The organism is Chryseolinea serpens (assembly GCF_900129725.1).
GTDB lineage: Bacteria > Bacteroidota > Bacteroidia > Cytophagales > Cyclobacteriaceae > Chryseolinea > Chryseolinea serpens.
Genome location: NZ_FQWQ01000001.1, coordinates 516,589 through 533,038, shown reverse-complemented (window position 1 = coordinate 533,038; position 16,450 = coordinate 516,589). Strand labels below are relative to the sequence as shown.

Here is a 16,450-nt window from a genome sequence, read left to right as displayed (position 1 = left end):
CCTTTCGAGTCCCGCTACTCTTTGTTCGGCGCCAGAAAAATTATCCAGCACCACGATTGATTTTCTCCAAAGCGTTGATTACATTCCTTAGCTGTTAGAGAGACCGTTTGTGCTGTTATCCCCGAATACCATGAGCAACTACATTATTTGTGCCCGCAATCAGAAAGGCGAGAGTTTTGGCTCAGAGCCTGGCAAAGTTAACTACCTCATACTCGGAGACGCGGAGAGCGATCCCAAGTCCGATCACATCGTTTCAGAGAAGGACTTCCTAAGTTCATTGACGTCACCGGCTGAGTTACGGGACGTTGTAATCTTTGTGCACGGCACGGACTATACCATCGGCGAAGTCCTGGATCGTCATAAACAAATCAAATCGAATCTTCAACAACAAGGCTATGTCGGTGAGCTGATTAGTTTTGATTGGCCGAGTAACGGAATGCCGTTGTTGTATCTGGATGATCGTCACGATGCGAAGATGACAGCCATGGCCCTGGTAAAGTCGGGGATTACATTGCTTGCCAAACAACAGGGTCGCGGATGTATCCTGAACATCCATGCCATGGCACACTCCTCCGGCGCATACATAATCCAGGAGTCGTTCAACGATTCGGAGACCACCCGGTCCACAGCCGAAGTGAACTGGACGTTAAGTCAGCTGATCCTATTCGGGGGTGATGTTTCGAGCGACTCCATGAGTGCCCCACGCGGAGAATCTGTGTACCGCCACTGTAACCGTCTCACCAACTATTACAATCCTCACGACGCCGTGCTGGCAATTTCCAATGCAAAGCGCGCCGGATTCAAAAACCGCGTGGGCCGTATCGGATTGCCATCGGACGTACCCCAAAAAGCGGTCGATGTCCATTGTGGCGATTACTATAAAGCCCACGGTGTGAATCTTGAGATCCGAAAAGGCAAACCCTCTCATGCCTGGTATTTTTATTCCGATGTGTGGTGGAAAGATGTCTATGAGACCTTGATGGGGGACGACGACCGGAATGTTATTGCGGGTCGTGTGTTGCGCGATGGAAAATTATTTATCCAGGAAGTTTAATTCATCCTTCTTGTTCTCTCCCTTGCGCTGGAGAAAAGCAGGGACTTATTTTGTGGGCTCATAATAAAGTATCGTCGCACCGGAAGACTTGAAAGCCTTTGATTTTACACCCTTGAGAACAATTCTTTCACGGATGTCTTTAAATAGTGGCAACCCGGTCCCTACGATCACGGGATGAACACAGAGTTGATATTCATCAAATAAATTAAGTTTTGTCAACGCTCCTATTAGCCCCGGGCTACCCACGAAAACATCCTTACCCGTTTGCTGTTTGAGTTCCAAGACTTCCTCCCGAAGGTCTCGCGTGGCCAATCTTGTATTTTCCCATTCAACATGCTTCAGCGTGCGGGAAAAAACAATTTTAGGAACGTCCTGTATGGCCACCGCAAAGTCGTCCATGGCTTTATTGCCGGTGGGATTTTTCACGACCCCCGGCCAATAGTTCTCCATGAGTTGGTAGGTTATTCTCCCATATAAAATGGCGCCTGCGCTTTTTAATAATTCGGTGTAATGCTGATGTATTTCAGCGTCCGGAACCCCTGCCGTGTGGTCGCAAAATCCGTCGATCGTCGTATTGATGGCGGCAATTAGTTTTCTCATTTTCTCTCCTGGTTTAAAGCTAATTTTTTATGTCGAGGTCGTGACCATACGAAGATAGCAAGGCTGGCGGGAATTTTCCGGCGCTGTCCTGTTCACAACCGATACTTTCCGCATTCAGCCCTAAATTTGTCGCATTCACACCCGGTGACGATCCCCCATTTTTTCGGCGCAGCAAGGTTGTCTGAAATACAAGATTTTGGACGGCGTAACCCGGCGCGGCTTTTCCTTGCGCCCACGTATCAAAATACACAGGAAATGAAACGATCCTTTTAGTCCTGCCCAAAAAAAACCAACGACCTTCATACACTACGTTAACCCCCAAATACAGTTATATGAAAAAAAATCGACCCTCGCTTTGCTCCCCCTGGAGTCTTCTCCTGTTTGCCCTTTGTATCACCGGCCGTGTTAGCGGCCAGTTTAGCCCCGTAACGCTGCCTGCAGGCTTGCAGCCCACGGAATCCGAAATGGTGGTGTATCAAAACAACCTGATGCTCGTGCTCCAGAATGCGGAGCACAACAAGTTTTCGCTGCACAAATACAACGGCGCCGTGACAGCCGCCGTTCCCTTGCCAAAGGGTTACAACCTTTACCAGGACACGCAGTTCGAGCAGCTTCGGGACATGCTTTACTTCATGCCCGATCGCACCACGTCCACCGGCCGGGCCGAGCTGTTGCGCTATGATGGGGCCGCCGTTACGCCCATCGACATTCCCGACGACGTCCTTCCCCCGGCAACGGTGAGGCTGATCGGGCACACCCCCTTCTCCTACCGCGACGTCCTTTACATCGAAGCCATTTCATTGGACTCGACCCGGGGCGACGCCACGTCGATAACCCATTGGATAAAATACGATGGCGCCAGTTTCTCGCGGATGTCGTTGTCCTTCATGTACACTTGCGTCAGGGAAGGATACCCGGAGATTGTCAGCGACAAGAAGCTGTTCCAGGGAAAGATGTATATGCGCTACTACCATTACCTCACCGAACGCCAGATCATCAGCTTCGATGGTGCCGATATCGAAGTCTACGTCGATCACCCCGACCACATCGGTGAGCCGGGCGGATGTGAAATGGAGATCTTCAACGATCGTCTTTATATACCCACCTATGAACACAGACCTGTCGCTCCACCCCACCTGGCACAGGGTGGCATCCTGAACCGGTTCGACGGCACAACGCAAACCAAGGTAACCATACCCTCGGGGTTGCAATACGCCAAAACAACGCTGGAACCATACGCCGGTAAAATGTGGGGCGTGGTGAACGATGGCTCGTTCTTCCCGCAGTGGTATGCCTATGATGGCGCCACGTTTACGGCGACCACGATGCCCCCGGGAACGCGGATACATCCTGCAAGCGACCAGCGCGTCTACCAATGCCAGTTGTACATCGTCTTGTCTACCGGCCCGGTCATCGGCACTCCGGTCTATGCCTTGTATGCCTATCGCGATCCCCTCGAATGTGCGGTGTTGCCAACGGTAGTCGAGCGGGTAGACATCCATGCCTACGCCCCCGAACGCGAGTGGTGCTGGACGGGCATAGACGTTGACTGGACCCTCCCCACGCCGTGCACAATACCCTGTATCGATCCACTGATGCGTGTCGCCCTGCTCGACAAACCCGGCCAGGAAGTGTGGAGTAAGACGTACGACAAACCCTTCCAGGTCACCTATCCGGTAGACGACAAACAGTCCTTCATCGCCACCGCAGCGATCGAAACCAATAAAGTGTCCCAGGACTTTGTTGTGCTCGACAAGGAACTCGTTCCCGCAGGCATCGAAGACGTAAAACTGCGGATAACGTCGCGCGAGCAGAATTTCCAACTCGACGTGGCCACCGAGAAAAATGTGAAAGTACCCTTTATCATCGCCCTCCAGGATGCTGACGGCAAAACGTTATGGCAACAAAAGTTCACCGCTCCCCTGGCCACCGTCGTCGAGGTCGCAACGCCGCAGCGTGGCACAACGCTGCGCTTCATGCTGGATGGTAGTGTGACACAAGTCACCAGCCTGTCGGTGTTTCCCAACCCCGCATCGGGCAACCCCACCATCGACGTCGGCACCAACGGCGCCAAACTGTCGACCCAAATCACGATCACCGACTTTTTTGGCAAAACGATTTACAAAAAAGATGTGACGGCGCCCGTTACCATCCAACCCGATCTGTCGCAGGCACCCAAGGGCCTATACATCATTAGCGTGGCGGGCCCCGACGGACGTGCACACCGGCAGACGCTGGTTTTGAAGTGAGATAGATTTGGATTGTCGTTGCCGCATAGGAGCCATGTTAAAAAATCATCCGTTCGCTTTTTGAACGGATGATTTTTTTATGGTAAACCCCACGCCCACCTTTTGACTCCGAGCTGACGCAAAACCGGTCGAGCCGGCAAAAGCCATCTACTAGTCTTGCCTCAGCGAATGCACAGGGTTCTCCCCTGCCGCCTTCACCACCTGCAAGCTAACCGCTAACCCACAGATCAACACCACCACGCCCGTAGCGGACAGATATAACCAGGGCTTGATCTCGATTTGATCGACAAAATTTTGAAGCCAGTATTGGGCGCCCAGGTAAGCTAGCGGCCACGCCACAAGAGCAGCAATCACGATCAGTTTCACCACCTCAGCGGAGAGCAGATTGACCAGGCTCCCCATTCCCGCTCCCAGAATTTTTCGCACACCAATTTCTTTTTTCCGGATAGCGACCGTATAGGCAAGAAGTGCCACAAGCCCCAGGCATGCGATGAAGATGGAGAGCGATGCAAACACGAGCAATACTTTCCCCGTGGCAATTTCAGATTGGTAAAGTTTTTCGTAGTCGTTGTCAAAAAAGAAAGCCTCAAAAAGCTTCCCGTTGGAATGTTGTGCCCACGTGCTTTCGATAAACTGAACGGTCTCACGGACGTTTTCATCACGGCTCATCCTGACGGTGATGAAGCCGCCCTGATTTGAATTTTCGGGCATGAGTTCGAATGCGATGGGTTCTATTTTGCTATGAAGGGACTCAAAATTAAAATCCTTCACCACACCAACGATGGTCACCAGGTCACCTCCGTGCCAGGGTGAAGTCAACTGTTGGCCGATGGGATTTTCAACTCCAAAGGCTTTTGCGGCGGCTTCGTTGATCACCACTGCGCTGGTATCCATACGGTGTTCTTTCGAAAAGAATCGCCCTGCCACCAACTCCAACCCCATCACTTCCCGGAACGTATGGCTCACGTGATTGAACTTGAACACAAAGCTTTCGTCATTGCCTTTCAGCCGGTATGACCTTTGGGGATAGAGTTTTCCAGGAAGGGTGTTCGAATGCGCCACCGCGCTGATGTTGGGATTGGCGAGCAGAGCATTTTTGAAGGCCTCCTGCCCTTCCTTCAAAACATCAGGTCGTTGAATCACGAGAATGTTGTCCTTGTTGAACCCCAGATTCCGGGTGAGCATGAAATCCAGTTGTTGATACACCACCATCGTCGCGATGATGATGACCATTGATGCGGTGAACTGCACCACGATCAGAAAGTTCCGTACCCATCCGGTTCTTGTGCCTTTGTGGAGTGTGCCCTTTAGCACGTCGATCGGCAGAATGGAGGAAAGTACGAACGCGGGATATGCGCCCGCCAGAAGCCCGACAATGATAGCCAGTGCTACGAGTGACAACAGTCCTGCGTAATGCGAGGCGATACCAAACGCGAGCTGTTTGCCCACCAAGCCGGTGAACAAGGGACTGAGCCACGTCACTAAAATGCCCGCCACAACGGCCGCGAGCATCGAAACAATGACCGACTCCAGGATGAACTGAAAGATCAGTCCGCCCCGCGTAGACCCTACCACCTTTCTTACGCCGACCTCTTTTGCTCTAAGGGCCGACTGTGCTGTGGCCATGTTCACGAAATTGAAGATGGCAATGAATAAGATGATGAGGGCAATGAGCGCGTAAATGAAGAGGTAGGAAATTCTGCCGCCGGGCTCGAGTTCCTCGGTGCTGGTGGAGTAAAGATGAATATTTTTTAAAGGGATCAGGTAATACCCTGTATAGCCTCCCGCCTTCTCCCATTGCGCCATCGTGAGGCCCGAATAATGCGCTATTTCCGGACCCAGATATTTGTACACCATGTCCTGCATTTTCTTCTCCAATGCTTTTGCATCGGCATCGGGTCGGAGCATCACGTAGGTATGCATAGCCGAACTGGCAATCCAACTGTCGTTATTCCAAAGCGCGCTGGTGCTCAGAGAAATCAGCATGTCGAATTGGATGTGCGAATTGGCCGGGACATCCGCCACCACCCCGGTCACCACATAAAAAAAACGATCATCGTCTTCGACCGTGATCTGCTTTCCGATGGGGTCCTGATCGCCAAAGTATTTTTTTGCATACGTTTCTGTCAGTACCAAAGAAGCCGGCTTCACCAGCGCAGTCTTCGGATTTCCTTTCAGCAGCTTAAAATCAAAGACGTCGAAAAAAGTCGAGTCCGTGTAAAGAATTCCGTCCTCGCTATAATGCTCCCGCCCCGAATCCGGCGTCCCAATGCGCAACGTGCCGATACGCAAAACGCGGGTGGCACTCTCCACTTCGGGATAAGTGTTCAGCATGGTTCTGGCCAGCGGCGAATGACACACGGCCCGATCGCCGGAACCGTTTGGATTGGTGAACTTTGTGTTGACCCGGTAGATCTTGTTCGCCTTGGAATGAAACCTGTCATAGCTCAACTCATTGGCTACATACAAGGCGATCATGATAAAACAGGCCATCCCCATGGTGAGCCCGGAGATGTTGATCAAAAAGTAATTTCGATGTCTGATGAAATGCCGGATGGCGGTGAAATAATAGTTCTTTACCATCGCTGCGTGGATGACGGATCGCAACGTCGTTTTTCGTTTCACATTCAGGAAGTCTTCGTCTGCCATTCGGTTGATGTCGCCAAATTCTGCCACGGCAAGTTCAAAAGCCGCTTGCTCGCTGTGGCCGCTCGCCATCAGATCTTCGATGTGATCGCGCAGGTGCAGCTCCATTTCCCACAAAGCTCCATGATCGAACGCCCGGTGCTTGCTAAAAGACTTGAGCCATTGTGTTATTTCCTTCTCGAGGTCAAACATAAACGTGTCATTTGGTCGGTTTCAATTGCCAGATCGCTTCCAACACGGAGTTCACGTGTACCCAGTGTTCTCTTTCTGCGACAAGTTCTTTCTTACCATTTTCAGTGATGGCATAATACTTCCTCGGTCGCGCATCGTCCTGCATCACCCACTCGGATTGGATGAGCCCCTCCTTTTCCAGGTTGTGCAGCACGGGATAGAGCATTCCGTCAGAATACTTCATTTTACCACCTGATAATTCCTTGATTTTTTTGATGATCAGGTAGCCATAGCTATTGCCTTGCCGGAGAATACCCAGAATGATGAGTTTGGTGGACGCAGCGGTTAGATTTTTTGGTATCATATTGATATTCAAGATAATAACTATACTCTGATTTCTATATACATAGAATACCAAAGTATACGAAAGAGAACGCCTTAAGGTTGCGACATCCCCCTGTTTAGGTGTCTGGAAGAGAGGTCACTGCATGTTGTTTATGCCTTGTTGACCTGACCGTTAGTTTATTCCTGATCGGAGGAAACTGAACACTACATTTTAATACAATCTTCATCGTGCTGGTGCAAGAACTTTCCTAACTTCCATGCATAAACCCTTAGCACTATGAAAAAACTAACCACCACTGCAGCCACCCTTGCAGCCCTAGTCATTTCGATGCACGCCTTTTGCCAGGGACAATTCCAAAAGGAATCTGCTGGATCCATCACGTTTGTCTCCGGACATGTCATGCAACTGGCGCAGGCCATTCCGGCCGACAAGTACGCCTGGTCTCCCGGTACCGGCGTGCGCAACGTATCACAAGTTCTTGCGCACATTATCTCGGCAAACTATTTCTTCGCTTCCAAGTTGGGCGCAAAGATCCCGGATGGCGTGAACATGGAAACCCTGGAAAAAGATTTGAAAACAAAAGAAGCTATTGCTGCCGAACTGAAACGCTCGTATGAAGTGGCTACTGCGGCCATCAAGAACACCCAGGACGCAGCGCTTGGCAATAAGGTTGTGTTCCCTTTCCCCGGCGAGTACACCAACATGACGGCCATCCTGATCATGCTGGGCCATTCCAACGAACACCTGGGACAGTTGATTGCTTATGCCCGAACGAATGGCATTAAGCCGCCCTGGAGCGAGTAAACCTATTTGAATTTGCGTGGGCGATGACCATCCCAATCCAGGTGTTTTATCGCCCACGCTTACCTATCCTTCCTCCCACCATCAAAGCCTTCCTTCGGGAGCCGGCGAACTAACTTTCAACTATTTACAGATTCTTGATTTCCGTTGCGCGCCGCATTCGCACCGCTGTTTTGCCGCAACCTGCCCCCTAATCACTGCCTTCCGCCATCAACTTTCCCAGTGACCGGATCGTTTTGAGTGAAAGCATATAAAACAAAACAACGATGAAAATAACAGTTTACCTGGCAGCCTCTGCCAATGGAAAGATCTCCAATCAAAGAAATGTGCCCGACTGGTTGTCGAAAGAGTATGGTCAGGGATTTATGGCTATCAGTCAGCAAACGAAAGCGGTGATCATGGGAAAGACCACCTACAACATCCTCGCTCCCGATTATCTCCCGCTCAAAAATGAGGGTGCCTTGATTGTCCTTACGCATGATACATCGGCAAAGCCCGCCCAGTCGAATGTGATTTTCACCAGCGAAAAACCTCAGGCCATTGCCGCGATGCTCGAGCACCAGGGCTATTCAGAAGCGGTTATCATTGGAGGCACGGCTACTGTAAGCGAGTTCATGAAGGCCCGGTTGGTGAATGAACTTATCCTCGTGGTCGAACCTGTATTGTTCGGTGCAGGCTTGCCCCTGCTGAAAGAGGTTGATCATGAAATCAAAATGGCTTTGGTTGATGTGAAGAAACTGAATGATCACACCGTTCAACTGCATTACCGGCTGACAACCTAGACGTCGAAGTCCTTGGTTACCAGCCGGCTCAATCCATCACGGGTTTGCAGCTACCAAATTTTTATCCGCACGCTGTCGCTCTTGTAGTTCTTCTCTCCCGGCTGCACATTAAATGCCTTATAAAAAGGAGTAAAGTTCATCAGCGGGCCATTGACACGCCACATGGCCGGTGAATGGGGATTCGTATTGATATACGTGCGCAAAAACTCGTCACGGGTCTTTACACGCCAGATCCGGGCGACCGATAAAAAGAAACGTTGATCCGGCGTGAACCCATCGATCTTGGTGGTGTCTTGTCCCTGTTTGGTCAGCTTGAACGCGTCGTAGGCAATGGCAACGCCGCCGTTGTCGGCCGTGTTTTCTCCCACCGTGAGTCCACCTTTAACATGAACGCTGTCCAGCACGGTAAAGGTGCTGTACAAGTCAATCACTTGCTGTGTTTTTGCTTTGAACTTTTCGTAGTCCGCCGGCGTCCACCAGTTCTTCACATTGCCATCCTTGTCAAATTGTGCCCCCTGGTCGTCAAAAGCATGGGTCAGTTCATGGCCGATCACCATGCCGATGCCACCGTAATTGATGGCGTCGTCAGCGTACAAATCAAAGTAAGGATATTGCAAGATCCCCGCTGGGAAAACAATCTCATTGAAGGAAGGATTGTAATAGGCCGTGACGGTGGGCGGCGTTGTTTCCCAGTCCTGTTTGTAAGGAGGTTTATTGAGCTTCCCGGTTTGATATTGATATTCATCCTGTCGGAGCGCCACGACATTTTCAAAAAATTTATTCCTGTCTATTTTGACTTTATATTCCCGCCACACATCGGGATAGCCGATCTTTTTTGTGATGGCATTCAATTTCTCCTTGGCTTTCAGCTTGGTGCTGTCGCTCATCCAGTCCAGTTGATTGATCCTGTTTTCAAATGCCTTTGTCAGGTTGTTCACCAACTCCAGGGCTCTCTTCTTTGCGTCCTCGTTGAAATATTTTTTAACATACAATTGCGACAAGGCAAAGCCCAACTGCCGGTCCACCGCATCGGCAATGACTTGTGCGCGTGGCTTTTCTGTGGATTGCCCGGACAACGCTTTGTTATATTCAAACGATGCCTTTTCAAAAGGCTTGCTCAAAATTTCATCATACGACGTCATGGAGCTTGCCTTCAGATAGACCTTCCAATGATCGACAGGCACCGAGGTGAGCATGGCATTCAGCTTGTCGAAATAAGCGGGTTGCGCGATGTCCACGGTGTCGGTATCCAATCCCAGGTTCTTGAGCAAGGCAACCCACCCGATGTTGGGCTGCTTTTTATTGATCCCCGCCACGGGCAGGTTGTGGTAATTGGCCTTTACGTCCCGGCGTTCGATCCTTGTTTTGTGGGATGAAGCCAATTGTTTTTCGATGTCATAAACAATGTCGGCGTTCTTGGATGCTTCGCTATCGCCCGTCAATTGGAACAAGGTGGCGATATATTTTTTATAAGCACTTTGAATGGCGAGCGATGACGAATCGGTTTTAAAATAATAATCCCGGTCCGGCAACCCGATGCCTGCCTGGCTGAAATGGGCAATGTTGATGCTGCTGTTTTCATTATCGGGGGAGATCTCGAAACTGATGATGGAGTAGTCGCCCACCTTCAGTTCATCGGCTACAAAATTCATGAGCATGGTCCGATCTTGAATAGCATCTATTCGGGCCAGCATGGATTTGATGGGTTCGAATCCTCGCTGGTTAATACCAACGGTGTCCATTCCCGAGGCATAAAAGTCTCCTACTTTTTGTTCGATGCTTCCCTCTGCGCCAGTGGCTTTTGAGGCCTCCTCTAAGATGCTTTGGAGGAGCAGTTTCTGGGGAATGTTTAGAAAGCTGTAGGAGCCAACGCCCACCTGGTCGGCGGCAATTTTCGCGGTGTCATACCAAGTTCCGTTGACGTAGCGGAAGAAGTTGTTGCCTGGTTTTATAGAGGTATCGATCTGGGCGACTTCTACATACTTCTTTTGTTGAGGGGCATCTTGTTGTTTGCAGGATACAACGGCCAAGGCTACCAAGGAGAAGTGAAAGATTCTTTTCATAGGGTAAGATAGGGAAATTTCATATTGGTGCAAGTGCATTCAGCATTTCTGATTACTTAAGGATTTTAGGGTTAACCATTCTAGGCTCTCCTTTAAATGCAACATCATCCATGAGTTCCCTTAGTTTTTCTGGAATCATTTTTTCTAACAGGGAGTCTTGGTGGATTATATAGTAGAATTTGCTATCTTCAAATTCATCCGAGTTATCAACGACCTCTATTTTGAAATTCTCATTTGTGCAATATGTTAAGTGGACAAGCACAGACTCTGACTCATCACTAGTAAATGTTATAATTGATTTGACCTCATGCGCCCCATCGGACACTCCAATATCTATTTCATCTAAATCTAGAATCGTTGAAATAAATATCGACAAAAGAGACTCCGCATACTGGCGATGCCTACCTGGTATGTGTGAGAGCTCAGTTATTTGCGTAAAAAATGTACCCATCAGCCTAATTTTTTTATAGAGATAAAGATAAAATTGTCGTCAACTGAACTTCAGCGGGTGTACGTACCAAAAAACCTTCGCCCCGTAGTGTAAGTTTATCAGTCAAATTAAGATTTATAATCGGCAATTTTAAAAAACTGATTTTTTAGGAAAAAAAAGTCGATACGCCTCCACTATCCGCTTTGTCTCATGCCCATCGATGATACAATAATATATTTTCTTTCCCTCCATTATTGATTTCAGTTTCGCGAATGTCTGGACTTGATCGATAACAGACTGGTCAATTTGATCCCAGTACTGAATTATAAAAAGTTCCGCAGGACTATTAAATAAGCGCTGAATTTGATCGCCATTTTTACCCATTCTTGCTGGCGTTAGCTTTCCTTTTTTTCCCGGCCCCTTAAATGCAAATGCTGTTCTTATCCGTCTATCTTTATAAAGAACTTTAGTAGTCAATAAATCGTTAACCTCGCCACCCCAATCCTTAAATACGCCCGGCTCTCCTATTATTTTTTTTATACCATTTTTAAAGTCAGTTTCCGAAAGCTTCTCAATATTAATTTTTGTCGTTTTGAACTTGCTGATTTTTTTGAAGAAATTGAGATCATCAATAGTTAATTCTATTGCATTTATCATTTTTTTTGCAATAGATAAGTGCTCAATTTTGACAGCAGCGCCTTTACCATTGTATATTGGGTTTACCTTTGTTGGGACCTTTTCTAATTTGTCTTTGTTCCTAGCGAGCCGAACAATTGTGTTCCTGTGAATATTATAGAAGTCAATTTTTTTATATGAAATTCCTTGACCCCTTATTTTAATTTGTAAAATAATATCTTCGGAAGCAAGGCCCTTTGCTAACTGGAGCACTCTCACCTGAGTATAACCTGTCAATCTCATCAATTCAGAGACTGATTTAACCTTTTTGCCACTGTATACTTTCTGGAACAATTCTATTCTCTGCGATGATCTACCCAGGACTTTCGCAGCGTTCACTATCTTGTCATTTCTATTCCCACTAACATCAGAGACTGTCGTTGACATATTTACTTCTTTCTCTTCTTACTATACAAATATTGCGCGACATCAGTAGCAGACCCCTTTCCAAGGATTGTTGCTATTTCCGTTGGAGATAGCCCAGCGGATTTTAAAAGCCGAGACGCAACACCATCATTCATAACGGCTTTTTCTTCACGATTCAAATCTATGAGTAAGCGAATGAGAGCATCCAATCTTTTAGATATTGGATCCCTGGTGTCCTCTTTCTTAGTTTTCACGTTTGCCATATCTTTTTAGAAAAAAAATATTAAGAATTGTGTTCAATTTGGCTTAAGTAACGGGAATTTTTATTTATCGAGTCTCTTCCTCCTCATCTTGGTCTTAATTGTTCCATCCGGCAACCCGGTTACATCTGAAATCTGCTTGATGGTGAAACCCAAAGATCTAAGAATCTCTATTTGCTTATCCGGTTCCTTACCCTGTGAGGCCAGCAATCCGATAATTGTATCGAGTTTGCCTAAAATAAGCTCATCCTTTTTATCCATAAGATTATTTTTTCTTGTTCTTTGAGCTCTTTGCTCTGATGACATCTACTGTCCCTTTGGGAATCCCTATTAACCTAGAAATATCAGCGTTACTATATCCTTGATTCGCCAAGTATATGATTTGATCCTCTTTATTCTTGTTCAAAATTCCATTTATCGCAATGAGATCGCTTAACTTGTTGCTTATCTCTTGGAGAAGCTCGTTGTCCGATTTAGATTGTTTTATTTTCACGATGTTTAAGTTTCAATCTTTTTAATAAGTTCAATCATATCCTCAAGCCGGAGCTCGTCAAATTCCGTAGCATTCAAAACTAGATGATACCAGGAGTGGGTCTTATCGTTAGCTTCCTCTTTGTATTTTTTTGCTAATTGATACAATCTTTCTATTGCCTTACTCTTGGACGGTTCAAAGTCATCTTTTTTATCAAGTAGGTTCTTAAGAATAATGCTAAAGTCTTTGAAACGCCTCTGGCTAATGTCCCAGTAAAGAGCCTTATTCTCTAAGCTTTCACTTGAAGGATAATGCTTTTGAAGGATATCAATAATTAGATTCTCGATGATCTTCCTAGAGAGAATATAAGCTCCAGTATAGCATTTGTAAGTATAAGCGCGGTTTAACTCCTTAATGTGTCCTTTGATAAAATAATCTTCGCTGTCATAATTTATTAAAACGCGGATCTTCTCCCCCTGGTTTTGTTTCGGTTTAACAACAACTTTAATTTTTTCCTTAGACTGTTCAATGTGAGGCAACGTAATCTTATCGGCTTGCGATAGTTGCTGCATTACTGTTAAGCCATTTGCCATAGCATAAATTTGAGCTACAGCGTTGAGCGTGCATCTGGCGTTCTTCTGCTTCAACTTCGAGATAGCTTGACGAACAGTACTTTTCTCCAAATTCAGTTTTCTGGAAAGTTTTTCTAAAATCTTTGGATTTAGTTGCGTTGATGCCATTGTTCGATTACTTCTTCTTAGCCTTCTTCTTGACGCCTGAGCGCCGAGGAATACAAACGCGCCGACGCCAGCAACGCCTTCAATTCTTTCATTACATTCAACGACAAGTGCCGAAAGGATATACAAATTGAACTCCGCGCGGACGGCACGGGAACCTGGTGGTATGGACAAACCACAAAGAATTGTCCCAAGAAGGAGGAACAGGTCTTCAAATGGAAGCTGGAGCAAGTCGCGGATGATGGCCGAAGAGCCATGATGTTAACCCTGACGGCCGACGTGGAAACCAATCAATATATCATCGATGAACTTACGGATAAGAAACTCACGTTGCGTGGGGAATTCAACATAGATGAAGAAAAGGATACGACATCCGAGGCCTATTTATCTCTTTCCAAAAAGAAGAAGAAATAGCGAAATCATCTTAGGCCGCAGAGACGCAAAGGTAATCTTTTCGTTTTCTTTGCGTTCTCTGCGTCTTTGCGGTTTAAAATGATTTTTCTAAGATAAACATCCCCAGTCGGTCCCTCACAAAGCCTTATCAATCCGAAACTCCTTCCCCCCAAACGCCTTCCGGCTCGTCCAATCCTCCTCTTCCGCTTTCCAAAACCCATCCTCAGGTCCAAGCCCCAGCGGCAGGAACGCCGTGGTGCACAAATAAAGACTCCCCGTAGAAATATAACTCTCCCCCACTCCCGGCTGATGTCCCGCCAAACCGATCGTCAACCAACCCTTGTCATCAAAAGTGTGAGGGCCCAGCATGGTTCGTTTGATAACCGCCGTTAAAGCACTCCGCACCTGCGCGGGTTTCAGACTTTCAGGTAGCTGCTTTTGCAACGCCATCTGGGCCAACAGTTGAAAGGCGCCGCAGCGATAAGGGATGGATCTGCCCACCGGTGGGAATGTTCCCTCCGGCGAGATCAATCGCTCCTGGATTTCGGCATAGCGCTTGGCGCGCTTTATAAACAACGCGGACAGGTCCGTCATCTTTCCGGTTTCTTCTGCCACGGTCTTGCTAACGTCCAGCAACATGGGATGAATGACATAGCTGTTATAATAATCAAAATGCAAATCCGGCCCATCGCCGTACACGCCATCGCCCTTGTACCACAACTGGTGTTGTTCTATGCCGTACTCGATTTTACTCATCTCACATTCTCCCGAAAATTTAAGCAACGCCGCTTCCACGATGGCGGCAAACAATAACCAGTTGCTGTTATAGGGTTTGATCACCCGGGTAGAGCGAAGCGCGGCAACAACATGATCACGCGTTGCAGCATCCAGGTTGCCCCACAGCGCTTTGGGAGCGCGAAGTAAGCCATGCGCCAGGAAAGCCGCATCGACAAGGGGCTGCGCACCTTCCGTAAAATTCATGTAGTCCGCGGAGCCTGGCGTTACGGCATTTTTGATCGAAGCAATAGAAAGTGCGACATACTTTTTCCGCAAGTCCATTTCGGAACTGCTTCCCTCCGAAAGCTCCAACCAGGGCGCGATACCCGCAAGCGTCCGCCCCAGGGCTTCAAGATAAGTCACCTTCTTCCTGTCGGCCACCGCACTGGGCTGTGCTTCCACCGGCATGCGTTGTTTCAATTGGTTCTCGCTAAGCGCGGTCAGAACAGGCGCGGCAACACGCAACAACGTCTCCAACCAGAGGTCTCTGTCATTTTTATTTTTCGCAACGGATGTTATCCCCTTCAAGTCGGCAAGTCCCGCACTCGTCAAAAATGAAACTTGCCTCAAAAAATTTCTTCTGATCATCGCTTTATAAATTAGTTTAACCCAAATCAAAGATGTCCCATAGCACCATTCCCAAAATAACTAATTTAATATAGCAAACCCTTCACCCCGTGAACAACAGACAGAAGAAATTAAAATTGTCAATGACTACTGGCTACTAAATACCGATCCCAACACCTGGCTCCTGGATTCTGGCTCCTATTTCTCGCAGAGTCATACAACTTTCAGCTTCACAGCCTCCAAATTTCAAACTCACCCCCTAAAAAATTCCTCCAGCACCGGCGCCAAAACCTTCACGTCCACATTATGCGTCTGGCCCGCCAGCATGCGACGCTGTGTGTTTGGCATCGTCTTGGAAACTGCGTCCACCGCGCGGTGAAGGAGTGCCGGGCTTTTCCCTCCGCCACTCACCAGCGTGGGCGTTGTTATCGTGGAAAGAAGGTCGGCCGGGAATCCGAAGTCTCCCATCACGGCAGAGTCATAGGGAAGCGAGGGTGCGATTGCTTTCATTTTTGACCACATGGGTAACAAGCGCATCACGTAATAAAATATTGAAGGCATGCCGATGACGCGCACCAGGTAGTATTTCGCAGCCTGGCTTCTTTGACCTGATGCGATCAGTTGCGTGAGTTGCGCGGTGTGATCTGCCGGCGGCTGATGACCGGTCGTTCTATCCACCATAAAGGGTGGTTCGTAGAGGGCCAGCTTTTTGATGTTGAGCCCAGCAGCAGCGGCACGAAGCGAGAGCACAGCCCCAGACGACATGCCCATCACGAACGCCGATCCGCCAACTTCTTTGATCAACGCCTCCAGGTCTTCGATCTCGCGCGCAACAGCATAAGGTTTTGTATCGGTGCTATCGCCACGCCCTCTCCTGTCGTAGGCAATCACGGTGAAATGAGCTGCCAGCAGCGGGGCGAGTTTTGGCATGGGGCCGAAGGTCCGGCTGCAGAAGGCGCCGTCCACCAGGATCAGGGGCGGTCCCGATCCGGTTTGATCATAGGCGATGGCCGTGCCGTCCTTTGAGATAACTGTCTTCATGGCGTGGTTCTTTTTTACAA

The 16,450-nt window shown here is 48.2% G+C and carries 16 protein-coding genes; 5 read left to right on the top strand and 11 right to left on the bottom strand.

All coding sequences use genetic code 11. From position 1 onward, the window contains the following. The first annotated feature begins 130 nt into the window (after positions 1 to 130). The gene (locus tag BUB30_RS02090) at positions 131 to 1,054 is read left to right on the top strand and encodes an alpha/beta hydrolase (RefSeq protein WP_073130599.1); all 924 of its coding nucleotides are present in this window, start codon (positions 131 to 133) and stop codon (positions 1,052 to 1,054) included. A 45-nt stretch (positions 1,055 to 1,099) separates the two neighbouring features. Here BUB30_RS02090 and BUB30_RS02085 read toward each other — a convergent pair whose 3' ends face one another. Then, positions 1,100 to 1,654, bottom strand: a complete 555-nt coding sequence (locus BUB30_RS02085) for a dihydrofolate reductase family protein (RefSeq protein ID WP_073130597.1) — start codon at positions 1,652 to 1,654, stop codon at positions 1,100 to 1,102. A gap of 332 nt (positions 1,655 to 1,986) precedes the next feature. On the opposite strand from BUB30_RS02085, the gene BUB30_RS02075 reads away from it, so the two are divergent. Continuing rightward, positions 1,987 to 3,903 (top strand): T9SS type A sorting domain-containing protein, encoded by a 1,917-nt coding sequence (locus BUB30_RS02075; protein ID WP_073130591.1) that lies wholly within the window; start codon positions 1,987 to 1,989, stop codon positions 3,901 to 3,903. Between the two features lie 150 nt (positions 3,904 to 4,053). On the opposite strand, the gene BUB30_RS02070 is transcribed toward BUB30_RS02075, so the two are convergent. Then, positions 4,054 to 6,741 carry an ABC transporter permease gene (locus BUB30_RS02070; RefSeq protein ID WP_084137849.1) on the bottom strand — a complete coding sequence of 896 codons (2,688 nt, stop codon included), beginning with the start codon at positions 6,739 to 6,741 and terminating at the stop codon, positions 4,054 to 4,056. 7 nt (positions 6,742 to 6,748) lie between these two features. Continuing rightward, entirely contained in the window at positions 6,749 to 7,084 is a 336-nt protein-coding gene (locus BUB30_RS02065; protein WP_073130588.1) for a PadR family transcriptional regulator, read from the bottom strand. 258 nt (positions 7,085 to 7,342) lie between these two features. On the opposite strand from BUB30_RS02065, the gene BUB30_RS02060 reads away from it, so the two are divergent. Together BUB30_RS02060 and BUB30_RS02055 are read left to right on the top strand one after the other, a co-directional pair. Next, on the top strand, positions 7,343 to 7,870 hold the full coding sequence (locus BUB30_RS02060) for a DinB family protein (protein ID WP_073130585.1): 528 nt from the start codon (positions 7,343 to 7,345) through the stop codon (positions 7,868 to 7,870). A gap of 263 nt (positions 7,871 to 8,133) precedes the next feature. Next, positions 8,134 to 8,649, top strand: coding sequence for a dihydrofolate reductase family protein (locus BUB30_RS02055; protein WP_073130583.1), 516 nt, complete (start codon positions 8,134 to 8,136; stop codon positions 8,647 to 8,649). A 50-nt stretch (positions 8,650 to 8,699) separates the two neighbouring features. Here BUB30_RS02055 and BUB30_RS02050 read toward each other — a convergent pair whose 3' ends face one another. From BUB30_RS02050 to BUB30_RS35550, 6 genes are all read right to left on the bottom strand, one after another. Then, positions 8,700 to 10,712 (bottom strand): M13 family metallopeptidase, encoded by a 2,013-nt coding sequence (locus BUB30_RS02050; RefSeq protein WP_073130579.1) that lies wholly within the window; start codon positions 10,710 to 10,712, stop codon positions 8,700 to 8,702. Between the two features lie 52 nt (positions 10,713 to 10,764). Continuing rightward, positions 10,765 to 11,163 carry a hypothetical protein gene (locus tag BUB30_RS02045; RefSeq protein ID WP_073130574.1) on the bottom strand — a complete coding sequence of 133 codons (399 nt, stop codon included), beginning with the start codon at positions 11,161 to 11,163 and terminating at the stop codon, positions 10,765 to 10,767. A 129-nt stretch (positions 11,164 to 11,292) separates the two neighbouring features. Continuing rightward, positions 11,293 to 12,204 (bottom strand): hypothetical protein, encoded by a 912-nt coding sequence (locus BUB30_RS02040; RefSeq protein ID WP_073130571.1) that lies wholly within the window; start codon positions 12,202 to 12,204, stop codon positions 11,293 to 11,295. Positions 12,205 to 12,206: 2 nt separating this feature from the next. Continuing rightward, on the bottom strand, positions 12,207 to 12,446 hold the full coding sequence (locus BUB30_RS02035) for a hypothetical protein (RefSeq protein ID WP_073130569.1): 240 nt from the start codon (positions 12,444 to 12,446) through the stop codon (positions 12,207 to 12,209). 60 nt (positions 12,447 to 12,506) lie between these two features. Further along, positions 12,507 to 12,704, bottom strand: a complete 198-nt coding sequence (locus tag BUB30_RS02030) for a hypothetical protein (RefSeq protein WP_073130564.1) — start codon at positions 12,702 to 12,704, stop codon at positions 12,507 to 12,509. A 237-nt stretch (positions 12,705 to 12,941) separates the two neighbouring features. Next, positions 12,942 to 13,883, bottom strand: coding sequence for a hypothetical protein (locus BUB30_RS35550; RefSeq protein WP_245804018.1), 942 nt, complete (start codon positions 13,881 to 13,883; stop codon positions 12,942 to 12,944). Between BUB30_RS35550 and BUB30_RS34495 the strand changes: the two genes are divergently transcribed. Next, positions 13,776 to 14,066 carry a lipocalin family protein gene (locus tag BUB30_RS34495; RefSeq protein WP_317044198.1) on the top strand — a complete coding sequence of 97 codons (291 nt, stop codon included), beginning with the start codon at positions 13,776 to 13,778 and terminating at the stop codon, positions 14,064 to 14,066. The genes BUB30_RS35550 and BUB30_RS34495 overlap by 108 nt on opposite strands. A 114-nt stretch (positions 14,067 to 14,180) precedes the next feature. Here the strand turns inward: BUB30_RS34495 and BUB30_RS02015 are convergent, their stop codons facing one another. Both BUB30_RS02015 and BUB30_RS02010 read right to left on the bottom strand, forming a co-directional pair. Beyond that, on the bottom strand, positions 14,181 to 15,410 hold the full coding sequence (locus BUB30_RS02015) for a DUF2264 domain-containing protein (protein WP_073130561.1): 1,230 nt from the start codon (positions 15,408 to 15,410) through the stop codon (positions 14,181 to 14,183). A 231-nt stretch (positions 15,411 to 15,641) separates the two neighbouring features. Then, positions 15,642 to 16,430, bottom strand: coding sequence for an alpha/beta fold hydrolase (locus tag BUB30_RS02010; RefSeq protein ID WP_073130559.1), 789 nt, complete (start codon positions 16,428 to 16,430; stop codon positions 15,642 to 15,644). Positions 16,431 to 16,450: the final 20 nt, after the last annotated feature.

Coding starts and splice junctions, on each gene's coding strand:
- BUB30_RS02090 (WP_073130599.1), top strand. CDS start 131: ATGAGCAACTACATTATTTGTGCCCGCAATCAGAAAGGCGAGAGTTTT.
- BUB30_RS02085 (WP_073130597.1), bottom strand. CDS start 1,654: ATGAGAAAACTAATTGCCGCCATCAATACGACGATCGACGGATTTTGC.
- BUB30_RS02075 (WP_073130591.1), top strand. CDS start 1,987: ATGAAAAAAAATCGACCCTCGCTTTGCTCCCCCTGGAGTCTTCTCCTG.
- BUB30_RS02070 (WP_084137849.1), bottom strand. CDS start 6,741: ATGTTTGACCTCGAGAAGGAAATAACACAATGGCTCAAGTCTTTTAGC.
- BUB30_RS02065 (WP_073130588.1), bottom strand. CDS start 7,084: ATGATACCAAAAAATCTAACCGCTGCGTCCACCAAACTCATCATTCTG.
- BUB30_RS02060 (WP_073130585.1), top strand. CDS start 7,343: ATGAAAAAACTAACCACCACTGCAGCCACCCTTGCAGCCCTAGTCATT.
- BUB30_RS02055 (WP_073130583.1), top strand. CDS start 8,134: ATGAAAATAACAGTTTACCTGGCAGCCTCTGCCAATGGAAAGATCTCC.
- BUB30_RS02050 (WP_073130579.1), bottom strand. CDS start 10,712: ATGAAAAGAATCTTTCACTTCTCCTTGGTAGCCTTGGCCGTTGTATCC.
- BUB30_RS02045 (WP_073130574.1), bottom strand. CDS start 11,163: ATGGGTACATTTTTTACGCAAATAACTGAGCTCTCACACATACCAGGT.
- BUB30_RS02040 (WP_073130571.1), bottom strand. CDS start 12,204: ATGTCAACGACAGTCTCTGATGTTAGTGGGAATAGAAATGACAAGATA.
- BUB30_RS02035 (WP_073130569.1), bottom strand. CDS start 12,446: ATGGCAAACGTGAAAACTAAGAAAGAGGACACCAGGGATCCAATATCT.
- BUB30_RS02030 (WP_073130564.1), bottom strand. CDS start 12,704: ATGGATAAAAAGGATGAGCTTATTTTAGGCAAACTCGATACAATTATC.
- BUB30_RS02015 (WP_073130561.1), bottom strand. CDS start 15,410: ATGATCAGAAGAAATTTTTTGAGGCAAGTTTCATTTTTGACGAGTGCG.
- BUB30_RS02010 (WP_073130559.1), bottom strand. CDS start 16,430: ATGAAGACAGTTATCTCAAAGGACGGCACGGCCATCGCCTATGATCAA.